Annotated in this window: 14 protein-coding genes; 7 read left to right on the top strand and 7 right to left on the bottom strand. The window is 63.9% G+C overall.

What is annotated here, in order from left to right:
- Positions 1 to 64: 64 nt before the first annotated feature.
- On the top strand, positions 65 to 1,177 hold the full coding sequence (locus GF068_RS38700; RefSeq protein WP_170319935.1) for a zinc-binding dehydrogenase: 1,113 nt from the start codon (positions 65 to 67) through the stop codon (positions 1,175 to 1,177).
- On the opposite strand, the gene GF068_RS38695 is transcribed toward GF068_RS38700, so the two are convergent.
- The 3 genes from GF068_RS38695 to GF068_RS47275 form a co-directional block, all read right to left on the bottom strand.
- Entirely contained in the window at positions 1,172 to 1,336 is a 165-nt protein-coding gene (locus GF068_RS38695) for a hypothetical protein (RefSeq protein WP_153824582.1), read from the bottom strand. The genes GF068_RS38700 and GF068_RS38695 overlap by 6 nt on opposite strands.
- A 111-nt stretch (positions 1,337 to 1,447) precedes the next feature.
- Positions 1,448 to 1,672 carry an acyl carrier protein gene (locus GF068_RS38690; RefSeq protein ID WP_153824581.1) on the bottom strand — a complete coding sequence of 75 codons (225 nt, stop codon included), beginning with the start codon at positions 1,670 to 1,672 and terminating at the stop codon, positions 1,448 to 1,450.
- Positions 1,672 to 2,712 carry a 3-oxoacyl-[acyl-carrier-protein] synthase III C-terminal domain-containing protein gene (locus GF068_RS47275; protein ID WP_153824580.1) on the bottom strand — a complete coding sequence of 347 codons (1,041 nt, stop codon included), beginning with the start codon at positions 2,710 to 2,712 and terminating at the stop codon, positions 1,672 to 1,674. Before GF068_RS47275 ends, GF068_RS38690 begins: the two co-directional genes overlap by 1 nt.
- Before the next feature lie 413 nt (positions 2,713 to 3,125).
- On the opposite strand from GF068_RS47275, the gene GF068_RS38680 reads away from it, so the two are divergent.
- The 6 genes from GF068_RS38680 (at position 3,126) to GF068_RS38655 (ending at position 9,298) form a co-directional block, all read left to right on the top strand.
- Positions 3,126 to 3,449 carry a DUF6312 domain-containing protein gene (locus tag GF068_RS38680; RefSeq protein WP_153824579.1) on the top strand — a complete coding sequence of 108 codons (324 nt, stop codon included), beginning with the start codon at positions 3,126 to 3,128 and terminating at the stop codon, positions 3,447 to 3,449.
- Between the two features lie 59 nt (positions 3,450 to 3,508).
- Entirely contained in the window at positions 3,509 to 3,793 is a 285-nt protein-coding gene (locus GF068_RS38675) for a DUF6200 domain-containing protein (RefSeq protein ID WP_153824578.1), read from the top strand.
- Between the two features lie 100 nt (positions 3,794 to 3,893).
- Positions 3,894 to 4,949 carry an AarF/UbiB family protein gene (locus GF068_RS43935; protein WP_153824577.1) on the top strand — a complete coding sequence of 352 codons (1,056 nt, stop codon included), beginning with the start codon at positions 3,894 to 3,896 and terminating at the stop codon, positions 4,947 to 4,949.
- A 571-nt stretch (positions 4,950 to 5,520) separates the two neighbouring features.
- Positions 5,521 to 6,870, top strand: a complete 1,350-nt coding sequence (locus GF068_RS38665; RefSeq protein WP_170319933.1) for an FAD-dependent oxidoreductase — start codon at positions 5,521 to 5,523, stop codon at positions 6,868 to 6,870.
- A gap of 8 nt (positions 6,871 to 6,878) precedes the next feature.
- Positions 6,879 to 7,751: a 50S ribosomal protein L11 methyltransferase gene (locus GF068_RS38660; RefSeq protein WP_153824575.1), complete on the top strand. Its 873-nt coding sequence runs from the start codon at positions 6,879 to 6,881 to the stop codon at positions 7,749 to 7,751.
- 29 nt (positions 7,752 to 7,780) lie between these two features.
- Complete coding sequence (locus tag GF068_RS38655) at positions 7,781 to 9,298, top strand: type 2 periplasmic-binding domain-containing protein (RefSeq protein WP_153824574.1); 1,518 nt, start codon at positions 7,781 to 7,783, stop codon at positions 9,296 to 9,298.
- Positions 9,299 to 9,325: 27 nt separating this feature from the next.
- Here GF068_RS38655 and GF068_RS38650 read toward each other — a convergent pair whose 3' ends face one another.
- The 4 genes from GF068_RS38650 to GF068_RS38635 all read right to left on the bottom strand — a co-directional run bounded on the left by GF068_RS38650 (position 9,326) and on the right by GF068_RS38635 (position 14,782).
- Positions 9,326 to 10,348 (bottom strand): prohibitin family protein, encoded by a 1,023-nt coding sequence (locus GF068_RS38650; protein ID WP_153824573.1) that lies wholly within the window; start codon positions 10,346 to 10,348, stop codon positions 9,326 to 9,328.
- A gap of 290 nt (positions 10,349 to 10,638) precedes the next feature.
- Positions 10,639 to 11,250 (bottom strand): YcjF family protein, encoded by a 612-nt coding sequence (locus GF068_RS38645; protein ID WP_153824572.1) that lies wholly within the window; start codon positions 11,248 to 11,250, stop codon positions 10,639 to 10,641.
- 54 nt (positions 11,251 to 11,304) lie between these two features.
- Complete coding sequence (locus GF068_RS38640) at positions 11,305 to 12,999, bottom strand: cyclic peptide export ABC transporter (protein WP_170319932.1); 1,695 nt, start codon at positions 12,997 to 12,999, stop codon at positions 11,305 to 11,307.
- 4 nt (positions 13,000 to 13,003) lie between these two features.
- Positions 13,004 to 14,782 carry a carbamoyltransferase family protein gene (locus GF068_RS38635; RefSeq protein ID WP_153824570.1) on the bottom strand — a complete coding sequence of 593 codons (1,779 nt, stop codon included), beginning with the start codon at positions 14,780 to 14,782 and terminating at the stop codon, positions 13,004 to 13,006.
- Positions 14,783 to 14,786: the final 4 nt, after the last annotated feature.

The following is a 14,786-nucleotide window of genomic DNA, read 5'->3' as shown; positions in this document are numbered from 1 at the left end:
GGGGCGCGAAGCGCCCGTGGTTTCCGCTTGCGCTGCCGCTCGATTCTCTGATAAGCGCGAGGTCATGCAGGTCATCTCGACGGAGGCATGGGTCCTTCATCGCGGCGAGAGCGCAGGCGTTCCAGGGAAGCTCGTCCGCGAGACGTTCACCTTCGACGACATCGGGCCCGATGAGGTGCTCGCCCGTCCGCTTCGTGGCTGCTGGGAGGGCAACATGGACCACTCGATCCGCCGATCGCCCATCGATATCTGCGAGCTGCGCGGCGAGAGCAAGGTGGTCATCGGCAACGCGGGCGTCGTCGAAATTCTGCGTACGGGCAGCGCGGTCGACACGGTGAGGGAGGGCGACGTCTGCATCGTCTTTTGCGCCGGGAAGACCGACGAGCACGGGTATCCGGAGACGATCTTCGGTTATGACGCCAAGGGGACGATAGGCTGCCTCGCGAAGACGACGAAGCTGCACCAGCGGCAGGTCGTCCCCGTCCCTGCGGGCAGCCGGTTCTCGCTCGAGCAATGGGCAGCATTTTCATTGCGCTACATCACGGCCTGGGCGAATTGGAACGTCGCTTGGGGCTGTTTTCGTGCGCAGCTCCCCGAAGTCCCGGCCGAGGATGTCTTCGTCTGCGGCTGGGGCGGCGGCGTCGCCCTCGCCGAGCTCGAGCTGGCGAAGCTCGCGGGCTGCCGCGTCGCGATGATCACCTCCCAGAAGAGTCGGCTCGCCCAGCTCGCGGAAATTGGCATCGATGGCATCGACCGCGGCGCTTTCGGCGAAAAGACGTTCGAGGAGGATTTCCTGGCGGCGCTCCGCGAACGGACCGGAGGGCGTGGCGTGTCGATTTTCATCGACAATATCGGCGCCAATTACCGGAGCACGCTCAAGGCGCTCGCGCGCGAGGGCGTCCTGTGCACGACCGGGTGGAAGCGCGTCATGACGTACCCGACGGTGCGCTCCATGGAGTGCATCGCCCGGCACATCCACGTCTTCACGCATTACGCGCGTTATGTGGAGGGGCTCGCCGCGGTTGCGTTCGCGGAGGCGCGCGGCTGGATGGCGCCGCGCGAGGGGCGGACGTACGCGTGGGACGAGATTCCCCAGCTCGCCGACGATTATGCGGCGGGCATCATCGAGAGTTATTTCCCGATCTACGCCGTCAACCCGCCCACGACGAAATCATAACCAGGCGCCCCAGAGCTTCTTCAGCATCTTCCTGGGCTTCCACTTCAGCTTGTGCTTGTGCTTGAGGCAGACCTCGATGGGGGGAGCGGCCCTGCCGGTGTCGTCGTCGCGCGAGAGTCTCCCCATTTTGTCCAGCTTGATGACGCGATACACCTTCATGCCCTCGACCTCCGGCCGAGGGTGCAATGGAGCGGGCGTCACGCTGCGAGCATCAGGAGGGGGCCGTATCGCAGGCTCGGGTCGGGCACGAGCCTATCGATGGACTGCCGTTCACGAGTTCAAGAACGTGACGATGTCGGCGACGGTCCGAAGCCGCGAAGCCTGCTCGGGGCGGATCGCCTTGTTGTATTTCGCTTCGAGCGCGAGCATCACCGTCGCCATGTCCAGGGAGTCGAGCCCCTGCGAGATGAGCGGTATGTCCAGCTTCAGATCTGCGACGGGCGTAGAAACATCCGCCCCCTCGAGCGTGTGCAGGACGTCCTCATGCGTGACCATCAATGCTTCTCCTCATCGTTTTGCAATTGCAAAATGCATGTTCCCCACGAAAAACCCACGCCGAAGCCGCTGAGCATCAGAAGGTCGTGCTTTTTCCGGCTGACGTGCTGCTGGAGCACGAGCGGGATGGATGATGAGACCGTATTGCCGACCTCGGCGATCTCGAACGGCACCTTGGCGTCGTCGAGCTGCAGACTCTTCCTGATGAGATCGACGACCCGCTTCGAGCCCGGGTGCAAGAGGACGAGGCCGACGTCGTCGAGGGTTTTCCCGTTCTTCGCGAGCAGCGAGCGGACGCTGGCCGGCACCTCATGGGTCGCGTGGAAGAGCACCGAGGCGCCGTCCATCTTCAGCGCGCCGTCGCGCGTGTGGAGGCACTCCGTGGTGCCGGGCTCGGTGCCGAAGGTCGCATCGACGAGCCGGTACCCTGCGCCGCTCGTGGACAGGAGCGATACCGACGCGGCATCGCCGAAGATGAGCGCCGTGCCTTTGTCGTTCGGGTCGACGATTTTCGAATACGGATCCGAGGTGAAGACGAGCGCGTTCTTCAGCCCGAACCGTTCCATCATGGCACTCGCGAGCGCGAGGGCGTGGACATACCCTGCGCAGCCCTGGGAGATGTCGAAGGTCATGCAGCCCTTCGAGAGGCCGAGTTTGTGGTGGACGATGGCCGCGGTGTGGGGAACTTTCTGATCGGGGTTCTGGGTGACGACGCAGCAGAGCTCGATCTCCGAGCGGGAGAACTTCGCGCGCCGCTCGATATCGGCGAACGCCGCCACGCACAGGTCGCTCGTATCCTCGGCGGGCTCCTTTTCTGCTCGCATCGCAATGCCGAGTTTTTTGCGCAGAAATTCCGCATCGAACCCGAACTCTGCCAGCCTGTCCTCGTTCGACACGCGCCGCGTGGGGACATAGGTCCCGACATGAGTGATGCGGATACGGGGGTCTTGCATGGCTACCTCGCGGCGCTCCGGAGTGCCGGTACGGGTGGATACGGACATAATTCTAACCACCAGACCCGGAAGCATGTCAAGCGTCACTCCGTCCCAGACACGCTCAACATCCGCAACAGCAGCGCTCGCTCCCCCTGCATTTTTCTCACATGCAACACAAAGTACACACGGACAGCATTTTCCGACTTGACAGTTGAGGAACGTTCATCTGCTGGTACCCGTGACGGGGTGGTCAGCAAACATTCCACAGACCGTCAAGAGTGAAGCATGACAGCGTACAAAGTACTTTCGTCTCTGCGCGGGGTGCGGCACGCTCGGGGCGACGAGGGGCCCCAGGGTAAGGGTGGCAAATGAAGCAGAATGATTGTAGACGCGGCGCGAAGTAGCCGTTACAGTCTGGTGGTTTTTCGTTGGAGGCGCCCACGGATGCGCGCTTCGATGACATCGAGGCCACGCCCCCGGATCTCTCGGCGAGAGGGCACCCTCCTTGGGAGGCATCAATGGAAGTCAGGCAAATTAGAATCAAAGGCGTCAAGCGGATCGTGATTCCGCGGAGCACGCAGCTCGCGGCCGGCAACGGCACCGTGATCGAGATCAAGGGCAAGAAGCGCAAGCAGAAGAAGCAGTCGAAGAGCGTCAAGCTCCTCGAGAAGATCGCCCGCCGCAGCGCCCGTTCCGGCGGCTCGATCTACGGCGAGTACCTCAAGAGGCACCGGCGCTCGAACCGAAAGAAGAAGGACGGCTGGCTCAAGGACCTGTCGAAGAACACGTTCAGCGCGGTGCGCAAGGGCCGCAAGCGCTTCAAGCTGAGCAGCCTCTTCTGACGAGTTCCACCCTGACGGTGCCTCGAGCTCCGCTCATCGAGAAAGTGATGGGATGACAAATGGCTAACGAAACCGCACAGAACAGCAAGCTCGCCGCCCCCGCGGCGGCAGCCCTCGCGCCCGAGCGGCGCGAGCCGATCATCATCGACCTCGGCAAGAAGAAGCGCCGTCAGGTCAAGAAGCTCCGCAAGGGCCACCCCGGCGCGCTCATGGACCGCATCACGGACGTCCTGGAAGAAGGGATCGCGGCCAAGGCCATCCCATCCGACGCGCAGACCGTCGTCGTGGTCGTCCGCGAGAAGAAGAAGAAGCGCAAGTACGGCAAGATGTGGGGCCTCGGCTGAGCCGAGCGCCTCGGTCTTTCTCGGCCGCGGCACAGAGCTCCCGTCGCCCCCCGCTTCTACACATCCGCCGTGCTCCCCAGGGCGCGCCGCCCCCTGAGCGATGTTGAGAGCGAAGGACATTCCTACCCCGCTTTCGATCCCGACAAGCGATACGAACCTTCCTCCCCCGCAAGTACGTATCCCTCGCTGGCTCTTCGTTGCCTGGCTGCTCCTACGAATCTCCTGGCACTTGTGCTGGATGCGGCTCGGGCGGCCGGGCACGAAGAGTACGCCGCTCTACCTCGGGCAGCTCGTCCGGGGAGAGCTGGAGCGCCTCGGCGGCTTATGGATCAAAGTCGGCCAGCGCGTCGCCACACACAGAAGCGCCTTCTCGAATGCATTTTGCGAGGAACTCTGCCAAATCCATGACTGGGCGTTCGCATTCCATGCCGATGCCGTCGTGCGCATCATCGAGCAAGAACTTGCGCGACCCGTGAAGGAAGCCTTTCGCGAGTTCGACGTCGTACCCATCGCCGTCACCTCGATCGGTCAGGTCCACGTGGCGTGGCTCGTGGACCGCGACGTGAAGATTGCTGTCAAAGTTCAAAGACCCGGCGTCGATGCCGCATTCACGCGCGACGCGGCGCTCATCGAGGCGGCATTGCGATTCTGTCGATGTTTTCGCATCGTCACCCGCGCCCAGGCCTCCGATATTCATTCGATGCTCGTGAGCACGCTCGAGGGCGAGCTCGATTACCGCGTCGAGGCCGCCGCGATACGAGCGACGCGGCGCGCGCTCCCGACCCGTAGGGCGTATGTGCCCAAGGTTTTCTCTCGATACTGTTCCCGGCGCGTCCTCGTGATGGAGTTCGTCGACGGCGTGCTTTTGTCGGATTATGCCCGCACGAGCGCGCTCGACCCGAAGCGAGCCAAGCGATGGCGCAAAGAAAATCGCGTCCACCTGAAGAAGCTCTGTCGCCGGCTCACCCAGGGCGAGATCGCGCCACTCCTCCGAGGCCAGGCGTCGCGGGGCAAGCTCGTCCCGGGGGAGATCATGTTGCTCCGCAAGAACCGGATCGCGCTCCTCGATTTCGGCGCGATCGGTGCGCTCGACAAAGGGCTCACTCCCGTCTCCCAGGCGAGGCGGCCATTCTCCATTGAGCGGCGCCCTCCTTGATGTCGCTCACGTCCCTGGAGAGCGCTCGCTCGGCGCGGTTGCCCGCGGAAAAAGGCGAGTCGGCTTGCGTAGATGTGCATGTCAAGGTGAAACCTCGCGCGTGCGGAGCCAATGCCGAGAGTTTGGGTGAGATGGGGCTCGGCGCGGGTGGCTTTCCCCATTCACATGATTTTCGTTTCCTCGTTTCCCCGGCCGGCGTCGCCGAGACTTCCCCCTTGCGCACGCGGGACGGAGCGTGTTACAGAGCTCAGGGTCCTTGCTCCATGAGGCTCCGAAAAGGTGAGAGTCACCGCTGCCGACCAGCCGGTCTTACTTCCATCATGAATGGGGCAACCGGCCTCGAAGCCGGCGCGATCCCCGTTTCTCGAGGCCAAGGGGACGGGGGCGAGCCCGTGCGTTCGATGGGAAAGCGAGGCGTGACGTGCAGCGGCGCATGAGATTACGTCCACCCTTCACGCGAAGGTCCTTCCTCCGTGGCGCGGCGAGTCTTGGAGGCGGCCTTCTCCTCGGCTGCGGACGCGGTGGTTGCGCTCGGTCCGCCCCGCTGGAGAGGAGGACGGCGGGCGTCGTCGTGGTCGGCGCTGGTTTGTCAGGGCTCGTCGCCGCGCGGGAGCTACGGAAGGCGGGCGTCGGCTCCGTCGTCGTGGTCGAAGCTCGAAACCGGGTCGGAGGTTTGACCATCAGCCAGGAGGTCAGCCAAGGCGTGATGGTCGACGGCGGAGGGGCCTGGGTGAGCCCGAAGCACACGCGCATCCTGGCGCTCGCGGAGGAGCTCGGCGTCGGCACCGTGGACGCGGCGGAGTCCAAGGGAAACCCGGTGTTCCTCTTCGACGGCGTCCGCGTGGCCGGGACGGGCCGGCTCTTCTCGCGCGCCGAGGCGCGGGAGCTCAGGCAGCTGAGGGACAAACTCGAGGGGATGGCGGCCGAGCTCCCGGTGGGCGCGCCGTGGGACGCGCCGCGTGCGGCCGAGTACGATGAAGTCTCGATGGCCCACTGGCTCGCGGACAACTCGTCGACCGTCTGGGGCCGGCGCGACATCGATCTCGCCATCGACTTCACGTTCGGCTGCCAGCCGTACGACATCTCGCTTTTGCGGTTCGTCGCTGCCGTCAAATCCGTCGGCGGGCTCGAGCGTTTGATGGCCATCTCGGACAGCCAAGATGTCTCGTTCAGCGGCGGCTCGCAGATGCTCTCGGTGAAGATGGCGGAGGCGCTCGGGGACCAGGTGTTGCTCGCTTCCCCCGTGACGCGCATCGTGGATGATCCGGCGGGCCCGGTGCGCGTCGAAACCGAGCGTCTGTCGATCGAGTGCGGTCATGTAATCGTGGCGATGATGCCCGCGGACGCTCGACGCATCGAGTTCGAGCCCGAGCTGCCCGAGCTCAAGGCGGGGCTCATCTCAAACTGGACGGGCTCGCCGGATTACAAGGCGCACATCGTGTACAAGACGCCATTTTGGCGCAACAACAGGCTCAACGGCACGGCGGTCGGAGATGGCGTCGTGGTGGACTTCATCTTCGACAGCACGCCAGCGGCCGGCACACCAGGTGTCCTCGTGGCCTTCGGTGCAGGTGAAGAGCTACCCGCCACCGTGGACGACCGCAAGGAGGTCGTCACCCAGTCCCTCGTGAGTTTCTTCGGAGAAGAGGCCCTCGACGCCATCAACTTCGTGGAGATGGATTGGCTCACCGAAGAATGGTCGACCGGGTGCGCGTCGCCGCTCGCGCCTGGCGTCCTCAGCAAATATGGTCCCGCCCTGCGCCAGCCCGTTGGTCGCATTCATTGGGGCGGCTCGGAGACATCCGCCGAGTTCGATGGATTCATGGAAGGCGCCGTTCGCGCCGGAGAGCGAGTCGCCTCCGAGGTAGCGGCGATCCTGCGCGAGAGCGGCGCCATCCCCGCACCCGCGAAATCGGGTTGATTTCCAGCATGAACGGGCTCGAATCCAGCCTGCGTGTGGCGCTCGCCGACAAACGCCTGAATCGGATTGACGGCCTCTACGTCGTCACGGACAGACTCGACTATCCGGCCATCGATCAGGTCTTTCCCCTCTTCGCCGAACAGCAATTTTTCCTCGACGAACTCGCGCATGACCGAATTCGAGGCGCCGAGGTGCTCGAGATCGGCATCGGCTCGGGCGTGCTCTCGATCGGCGCGGCGCGCGCTGGCGCGAGGTACGTGACGGCCCTCGAGATCAACCCGCGGGCGAAGATCTTCGCTGGTTTCAATGCGATGCTGAACGGCGTCGCGGACAGAATCGCCATCGTCGACGGCAATGATCAGCTCTTTCTGCCCCTCGCAGGCAGGCGCTTCGATTACGTCATGTCGAACCCGCCGTTCGAGCCAACGCCGCCGGGTATGCAATACTTCCATCACTCTGCGGCCGGACCGTACGGTCTCGACTTCCTGGAGAAGCTCTTCGTGGGCCTCGACGCGCACCTCACGGACGAGGGCCACGCGCAGATCGTGACGGCGGCGCCCGGCGACGCGAAGTCCCCGACGTTTCTCATCGATCTCGTCCAGAAACACCTGCGCGGATCGACGCGCATCGTCCAGAACCCCTTCACGATGACCTTCGACGCGATCATGGATCGCCTGGCCGGCAAGAACATGGGCACCGTCGAGCAGGTCGATGGCTTGCGCGAGATGGCCCGCCGCACCGGCGCAACGCACGTGCATCTGTGCATGATCCACTACCACCTGGGTCAGAAGAGCCTGAAGGTCGAAACGTCGAAAAAGACCTACGCAGATTACTGGGACCTTCCCGCTGAAGAAATCATGCTTCGAGCAAGTGGACCGTGACGAAGACCCCCGGTAGACCCGAAGAATCCGTGAACAGAGGGCCTGGTCTGTGGAAGGAGCTGGGCGGCCTCGCGCTCGCGGTATGGATCCTCGGCAACATTGCGTATGGGTTCATACGGGACCAACGTCGAATGGTCCACGCCGAGACGGCGCTCATCGTCGACGTCAAGACCACCACGAACACGCAGACCGATCTCTGCGGCCCACCCACGAAGGACGGGCGCCCGGTGGTCATCAGCATGCTCTATGGCGACGACAAGCGGGCGTGGGTAGAGCAAGCAGCCAATCGCTTTGCGAAACTCTGCCCGACCATCCAGGTGAAGCTGTCAGCCATGGGCGATATCGAGTCGGCCGACGCGATCCTCGGCGGAAAGGCAACGCCGACGTTGTGGGCGCCCGCCGACGATCTCGTCTTGCGCTACCTGGACAACCGCTGGAAGACGGTACATCCGCAGCGCAAACCTCTCTTCGACATCGAGGAGCAGATCTCGTTGGTCCAATCCCCTCTGGTCTTGCTCATCTGGGATGATCGTCGCCAGGTCGTGGAGGCCGTCATGGCAAAGGTTTCGCACGAGCATGGACAATGGGCCGAGCTCATGTGCGCGGCCGTCCCGACGCAGCAGGACCTGTCGGGGATGCCCATCGAGGACATGGTGCCAGGCTCGTGGATTGACTGGTACAAGCCGCTTCTCCCTGCGCCGAAGAAACTGCCCCCGCCCGCGCCCAGGGCCGCGACGACCCCGGACGTCACGAACCCGCCGTCCGCTTCACCCTTCCCCACCGTGGACCAGATGGAGTCCTGGGGGCGCGTCAAGTTCGGTCACACGTCCCCGACCCGAGCAGCATCCGGGTTCGAGACACTTTACCTGATGGCCTACGATTACGTGTTGCCCCCGAAGGTTCGTCTGGGCGATACGAACATTTCCAAGCACGGTACGGGCTCCAAGCTCCCGAAAGCCATTCGTCCCGTCTCGAACGAGGTGACCCCGGAGGACTTCCTGCGCGCCCTGCGCGAGCAACGGTCGGCGTTCCGCAGCTGGCTCAGGCGGTGCGAAGGCGGACTCGACGCGCCGCCGGACTCCACGGAGCTCCTCACCGATTCGTTCTTCAACGTGGGTTCGTCGCGCTACGACGCCGTCGCGACGTACGAGCACCTCGCCTTCGACACCCTCGCTCGGATCGACGAGTTCGCCAGCGTCCTCTCCGACGTCCGGGTCCTCTATCCGCAGCCGACGTTTATGAACCAGCATCCAGTCGTATTCCTCGACTTCGGCCAGGAGATCACCGACGCGCAGAGGCTCGTCGCCGGCAAGTGGATCGCCTTCCTGCGCAGCGACGAGATGCAGAAAAAGGCCATCGAACACGGCTTCCGCCCTGCGGATGCCGCGCTCTCCATCCGCGGCTACGATAGCGTGCAGAACCCTTTCCTACGCTTCCGGCGGTACGGCGTGACGTTCGAGGCCCCGATCCTCGAACCGCCGCGCCTCGACGGCGAGGTGGTGCACGATCTCCTCCGGACCTGGGAAGACGCGACCGGCCGAAACTGATGAATGTTCGAGCCTGAACGCCGCGCGTCAAGGCTTTTGGGGCGCAGCGGTTCCCGGGGGCGCGGGCGCAGCGGATGCGGCCGGGGCTGTCGCCATCGATGGCTCGACGTTCATGAGCAAATGCGCGCCCTGCCCTCCGCCGAGGACGACGACCTTCGAGCTGGGCGCCTTCGCCAGCTCGAGCGTCGCCTCGATGCTCCGCCAGCGCAGCACGTCCGGGTTCAGCTTGCTCGCGATGATGTTGTAATCCCGGATTCCGGCCGCCTCCGTACGTTTTCGCTCGGCCTCTTTCTCCTCGCGCTCGAGCCTGTATCGGTACTCGAGCATGAGCTGTTCCTGCTTGTACTTGTCCGCGATCGCGCTCTCGACGATGGCCGGCAGCTCGATATCGATGAGCTTGAGCTCCTGAATGATGACGTACGGACGCGAGGAGAGGTGGTCGTCGCTCTCCTCGAGCCTGCCGAGGACGGGGATCTGGCCGAGCTCCTGGAGGACGTCTCGCGAGCTCGCGTAAATCTCGTACGCCGGCCTGTTTCCGAATGTACGCCGGACATGGGCTTCGACCTCGGGCTTGATGAGACGCTTGAAATACTCCGTGCCGATGTCCTGGTGCAGGAACCCGAGCATTTCCTTGTTCGGCCGATACCGTATCGAGACCTCGACCCCCAGGTTGAGCCCCTCCTCGCTGAGGACGTCGAACTTCAGCGATTCCTGCTGCAGTCGCGTCTCGTAAACGGTCAGCGAGTCCCACGGCGGAATGATGTTCACACCTTCGCCCCAGACGCGGTTCGTCACCGTCCCTCCCGCGAAAAATCGGTACATGACCGCGTGGCTCCCGGACGGGACGACGATGAAGATGCGCGGCCACAAAAAGCCGAGCGCCAGAAGCACGAAGACCAGCGTTGCGTATGCGGTGAACTGGACGTTGCGAAGCCAGACTCGGAATCGATGCCGCGCGATGGCGGTCGTCCGCTCGAGGATCTGGGGGCTCTCTACAGTGGAATCCGCGAGCTCGAGGGGCTCTTGCATCTGCGGCTCTTGGTCGGACATGGTCGTTTCTGGTATTGCCTAGGAGGTCATCGCCAGAAGCGGAACAATCGCCTCTTCGTCGTGGCTGGCGCATTCGGCTTGGCCCGTGGCCCGAGGTCGAGAGGAATGGGCCTGGGCCCCGAAGCCAGAGCTACGATGAAACCGCCGATCGGCGTCAAGAGCACCGAAAGAACGACCGCCCAGCGAAAGCCAATGCGACGTGTCCCTCCGACGAGGCCCACCGCGAGCACGGTCAGCGCTGGCAGCAAGAAGCGAAAGATGGGGGTGAGGTCCATGAATGAGCCGGTCGTTCAGGCGCGTTCGTCCGACTTCGCCTCCTCGCGCACCTCCGCCACCGTCTCCTTCGCCCTCTCGAACTCTTGCTTGAAGTACGAGCGCATCGCGACTGGATCGAAATTGAGCAGGGTGCCGCCCGACTCGAAGTGCATCATGAACACCTTGCCCGTCGCGAGCGTGAAAGCGCCCGCAAAGATCGGGATGGTGACGATACCGAGCGCCGTGCCCACGCCCGGAATGAGCTTCGCCACGCTCGATCCGATCGAGGCGCCGAGGGTCAGCCCTCCCAGGCTCGAGAGTAACGATGTCACGAGCTTCTGAGCGATATCCTTGGTGAACTCGACCTCGTAGAGCTCGGAGAGCTCGGAGAGCATCTTCATCTGAACGCCCGTCACGGCGATCGCGTCGAGAAGCGGAATGGGCACTGCGCCGGCGCCGAGCGACCACAGGACATTGCGCCGGATGATCGCCTCCGCGCGCCCGACGCGCGACGGCTCCGCCGAGCGCTCCGGACGGGAGGGCGGTTCGGGCTTGGCTCCCGCTTTCGGTTCAGACTCCACCCCGATCGTGGGCTCGTCCTTGCCCTGCTTTGCGGGCTGCCTCGGCTGCGTATTCTCGGTCGTCATGAGGTCCTGCTCAGTCTCGCATATTTCTTGGCGGCCCGGAAGAGAAAAGCTTTGTCAGGATGGGAGTGACTGCTCCGTGCTCTCGGTGCTGGGGCGAGCTGGAGCGCGGTGGCCGGGCTCGATGGATAGCAGCTTCCCGTACTCCATCGTGAAGACGCGGTCCGCACAATGGAAATATCGATCGTCGTGACTGACGGCGATGACCGTCTTGCCCCGCGCCTTGAGTGCAGGAAGCAGCTCCTCGTAGAAGTACTTGCGGAACGCGGGATCCTGATCTGCGGCCCACTCGTCGAAGACATGGATGGGTCGATCCTCGAGCAGCGAGACGACCATCGCGAGGCGCTTCCGCTGGCCCGTGGAGAGATCACGCCGCGTGAATCGATCGTCCTTGAATCCGGTCTTTCCCTCGAGCTGCATCTGGGCGAGCAGGCGGGTGACGGCGTCACCGTCGACGTCGAGCAGGCCGTAGGCCCGCGAGAAGAGGTGAAAATCCGAAAAGATCGCAGAGATCATCTCCCGATACGCTGGCGCGTTTTGTGGTCGCACGGCCTCGCCCCCCGACGAGAGCGTCCCCAGGGTGGGGGTGTAAAGGCCGGTCAGGACCTTGAGGAGTGTCGATTTCCCGCTGCCGTTGCCGCCGACGATGAAGATGATCTCCCCTGGATCGATGGTGAAATGGACGGGTCCGATACGGAATGTCTCGTCGCCGTTCGTCCGCGCATACTCGTATTCGACCCCCTGCGCGACGATCGCGCCGGGCTTGCCCTTCCAAGGGTCGGAGAGAGCGCCTTCCGACACCTTCGCGGCGGCGGCTGCGTCGAGCTTCCGTTCGAGGGTCTCGATCTCCCTGAGCGCCTGGTTCGAGCGAACGTATGCGGGATACCCGCTCACAGCGCCCTGTAAGGGACCCCACAGAAACATGACACCCGAGACGAGCTTCGTCAGCGTGGCCGGCTCCATGTGCACGTGCCGCGGCAATACGAAGACGAGAGCGCCGAGCAGCACGAAGAGGTTGCAACTCGCGAGGATGAAATTGTCGTCGAAGAGGTGATTGGCTTTTCGCGTGGTGTCGCGGAGGTCCGCCGAGGTCCTCATGACGTCGTCGCGGATCTGCTGGCCGCGCCTTCGGCTGAACCTGACTTCCTTGAAGCCACGCAGAAGATCCGTGAGCACATCGAAGAACGCAACCCGGGTCTTCGCGAGGTGCTGGAGAAACCCAACCATCACCTCGCTCCGCGTCCAATACAGCGCGAGCCCGGCGGCGGTGAGAATGCCGAGCAGAACGAACGCCGGGAGCGACATCCACGCGATGTAGACGATCGCGAACAAGAAGATGAGCAGTTGTTGCAGAACGTTGGTCACGAGCCCGACAGCGCCCGAGATCACCGTCGCGTTCTCGGTGATGCGGTCGTAGATCTCCGAGGTCCCGAGCCGCTCGAGCGCCGCGAAATCGGCGCGCAGGATCTTCTCCACGATCCTGCCTTTGATGCGGTGCAGGATCTCTTCGACGATATCGATCGTACGATGAAACAGGTACCTCGCGCCGAGGATGTACGCTAGCATCAGAACGGCGAAGAGGAAGAACGCCCGCCCATCCACGGCGTCCGGCTCCTGCGCGGCCGCGTTGATGAAGACGAGCACGAGCGTGTTGCCGACGCCCGCCGCCGTCGATGCGAGCAACAGCCGCCATCGGTCCGGGCCGGCTTCCTTGTAGATGAGCTCGACGATGTTCATCGGCGTCTTGGTCACCTTATCAGACCCGCGGAGCGGGTGCTCGGAAAGAGAAACTCGAGGCGGTCGGCGCCGGTGTGTGAGTGACTTCGGCATCGCTCCTCGGCTGCCGTGCGGCCTCGACGAGATGATGGCCAATGGCAAGCACGTCGATACCCGCGCTCCGGAACGTTTCGATCGCGTGCTCCGGCGTGCAGACGATCGGCTCGCTGTCGTTGAACGACGTGTTGAGGACCATGGGTACACCTGTTCGCGCGTGGAATGCCTTGATGAGCTTATGGTACCTCGGATTCGTCTCGGCGCGGACGGTCTGGACGCGGCTCGTCCCGTCGACATGAACGACGCCGGGAATTTGGGCCACGCGCTCGGGCCTGACGGGATAGGCGAGGAGCATGAAGTCCGACGTCATCGTGCTCTTCTCGATGACGAACCAGCGCTCCGCCTCCTCCGCGAGGACGCTCGGCGCGAAGGGACGGAAGCTCGCGCGGTGCTTGATGCGGTCGTTCAGGATACGCTTCATCTCCAGGGAGCGTGGATCGGCGAGCAAGCTGCGATTGCCGAGCGCGCGGGGGCCGAACTCCATGGCCCCCTGGAACCAACCGACGATCTTGCCTGCCGCGAGGAGTTCGGCAACCTTCTCCTCGATGTTCGACTCGCGCTGGCATACGAGGCCAGCCTTCGAGAGAGCGTGCTCGATCGCCGAATCGTCGAAGCACGGCCCCGTGTACGGATGGAGCATGGGCGAGCGCTCCGAATGGCCGAGCATCTCGTGCCAGACGTGCAATGCGGCTCCGAGCGCCGTGCCCGCGTCGTGCGCAGCCGGCTGCACGAAGAGCCCCTCGAACGTGCTCGCCTCGAACACGATCCGATTGGAGACGCAATTGAGCGCGACGCCTCCCGCCATGCAAAGGTTCTTCGAGCCGGTCCGCGCAGCGAGGTGCCGAGCCAGGTGCAAGAGCGTGTGGTTGGTGATCTCCTGAAGCGCAGCGGCGATGTCCTCGTGCGCCGCGAGGATCGGCTCGCCTCCCTTGCGCAGGGGTACGTCGAACAGGGCCTCGATGGGCGCGTAGTCCTCGACACGAAATCGCAAGGCATCGCCGTCGAGCGCGAAGCGCCCTTCGGGCTCGAGCGAAACGAGACGCTCGAACGACGCGCGAAATCGACGCGGGTCCCCATAGGAGGCGAGCCCCATGACCTGACAGGCGTCGTACTCGGAGAAGCCGAGGAACTTGGATAGTTTCTCCCACAGGAACCCGATGGAGGAGGGATACCTAATTTCGTCGAAAGGCTCGATCCTCGACCCGCGTCCGGATGCGAAGAGCGTCGAGCCGACCTCTCCGATCCCGTCGACGCAAAGGATGGCCGCTTCGTGAAACGGTGAGGGGTGGAACGCCGAAGCAGCGTGCGCGAGATGGTGGGCGACCCACTTGAACTCGCCGGTCATGCCCAAGCGCCTGAGTTCCGCAGGCACGCGCAGGGCGAGGTCGAGGAAGCGCCTCTCCCCCGCCGGGCTTCCCCAGCCGCCGGTGACGACCCGCTCGATGATCTCCTGGTTTCGAAGCCGGTCGTATGGTTCGAGCGAATACCCCACCCACGCCACGTCCCCGAGCGTGACTCCTGCGGCGTCCAGGCAATACTGAATTGCGAGCCGCGGCAGCTCGTGGCCACTGTCGAGGTCCGCCGACTTACCGTGTTTCCTGCGCGAAAGGCGCTCTTCCTCGATCGCGGCCACGATCGCGCCATCCTTCAGCAAGCAGGCGGCCGACTCATGGTATGCGGCATTGATGCCCAACACGTACATGATG

The organism is Polyangium spumosum, assembly GCF_009649845.1.
Lineage (GTDB): Bacteria > Myxococcota_A > Polyangia > Polyangiales > Polyangiaceae > Polyangium > Polyangium spumosum.
This window is presented reverse-complemented; position numbering and strand designations above follow the sequence as displayed.

Excerpts from the sequence above, each read along its gene's own strand:
- GF068_RS38650 (WP_153824573.1), bottom strand. The coding sequence starts at position 10,348 with ATGTCCGACCAAGAGCCGCAGATGCAAGAGCCCCTCGAGCTCGCGGAT.
- GF068_RS38675 (WP_153824578.1), top strand. The coding sequence starts at position 3,509 with ATGGCTAACGAAACCGCACAGAACAGCAAGCTCGCCGCCCCCGCGGCG.
- GF068_RS43935 (WP_153824577.1), top strand. The coding sequence starts at position 3,894 with ATGTTGAGAGCGAAGGACATTCCTACCCCGCTTTCGATCCCGACAAGC.
- GF068_RS38680 (WP_153824579.1), top strand. The coding sequence starts at position 3,126 with ATGGAAGTCAGGCAAATTAGAATCAAAGGCGTCAAGCGGATCGTGATT.
- GF068_RS38645 (WP_153824572.1), bottom strand. The coding sequence starts at position 11,250 with ATGACGACCGAGAATACGCAGCCGAGGCAGCCCGCAAAGCAGGGCAAG.
- GF068_RS38660 (WP_153824575.1), top strand. The coding sequence starts at position 6,879 with ATGAACGGGCTCGAATCCAGCCTGCGTGTGGCGCTCGCCGACAAACGC.
- GF068_RS38695 (WP_153824582.1), bottom strand. The coding sequence starts at position 1,336 with ATGAAGGTGTATCGCGTCATCAAGCTGGACAAAATGGGGAGACTCTCG.
- GF068_RS38690 (WP_153824581.1), bottom strand. The coding sequence starts at position 1,672 with ATGGTCACGCATGAGGACGTCCTGCACACGCTCGAGGGGGCGGATGTT.
- GF068_RS38635 (WP_153824570.1), bottom strand. The coding sequence starts at position 14,782 with ATGTACGTGTTGGGCATCAATGCCGCATACCATGAGTCGGCCGCCTGC.
- GF068_RS38700 (WP_170319935.1), top strand. The coding sequence starts at position 65 with ATGCAGGTCATCTCGACGGAGGCATGGGTCCTTCATCGCGGCGAGAGC.